This window comes from Neisseria sp. P0020.S003, from assembly GCF_051957095.1.
In the GTDB taxonomy this organism is placed as follows: Bacteria; Pseudomonadota; Gammaproteobacteria; order Burkholderiales; family Neisseriaceae; genus Neisseria; species Neisseria subflava.
Genome location: NZ_JBQCWU010000119.1, coordinates 1 through 213, shown reverse-complemented (window position 1 = coordinate 213; position 213 = coordinate 1). Strand labels below are relative to the sequence as shown.

1 protein-coding gene is annotated in these 213 nt (G+C 45.5%); it reads left to right on the top strand.

Annotated elements, in window-relative coordinates:
- Positions 1–213: IS3 family transposase (locus ACTHTQ_RS11615; protein ID WP_440364003.1), on the top strand; the 213-nt coding region annotated here is incomplete at both ends.

Genomic DNA, 213 nt, shown 5'->3' with positions numbered 1-213 from the left:
GGTATAGGGAATTGCTTGCGGAGCATTCCATGGTTCAAAGCATGTCGCGAAAGGCGAACTGTTGGGACAATGCGCCGATGGAAAGCTTCTTTGCGGTGTTGAAGACGGAGTGTTTCTATAACGCAGGAGAATTGACGGTGGACGAATTGATGAAACAGATAGATGACTATATGGATTACTACAACCGCGAGCGTTGCAGTTTGAAATTGAAAA